Annotated in this window: 1 protein-coding gene; it reads right to left on the bottom strand. The window is 51.2% G+C overall.

Annotation, left to right across the window (positions count from 1 at the left end; genetic code table 11):
- Positions 1 to 385: alpha-amylase family glycosyl hydrolase (locus LD028_RS08640; RefSeq protein ID WP_237811570.1), on the bottom strand; the 385-nt coding region annotated here is incomplete at both ends.

The following is a 385-nucleotide window of genomic DNA, read 5'->3' as shown; positions in this document are numbered from 1 at the left end:
GTTCGGGTAATCGACCTTCAAGTGGTGAAAGTTAAACGTCATATTGAGCTCGTGGTTTTCCGGGTTCGTGTAGCGGATGCAATGATCGATCGTCGTCGACGACATTTCCCCGACCGTCATGACGTCATATTTCGAAAACACTTCGCGGTTCATCTCTTGCAAAAACTCATGAATGCGCGGTCCGTCCGTATAAAAGCGGCGCCCGTCCCCCGGCGGCACCGAACCGTCATCATCCGGGAAGCGCTGGTCTTTTGACAACAAGTTGATGACGTCAAGCCGAAAGCCGTCCACTCCTTTTTTGAGCCAAAAATGCATCATGTCATAAATGCGGCGGCGCAGCTCTTCGTTTTCCCAGTTCAAGTCCGCTTGTGTCACATCGAACAAA

Origin of the sequence: Anoxybacillus sp. LAT27, assembly GCF_022030075.1 — a bacterium.
GTDB lineage: Bacteria > Bacillota > Bacilli > Bacillales > Anoxybacillaceae > Anoxybacillus > Anoxybacillus kestanbolensis.
The sequence above is the reverse complement of the archived record's forward strand: the minus strand, read 5'-3'. Positions and strand labels throughout refer to the sequence as shown.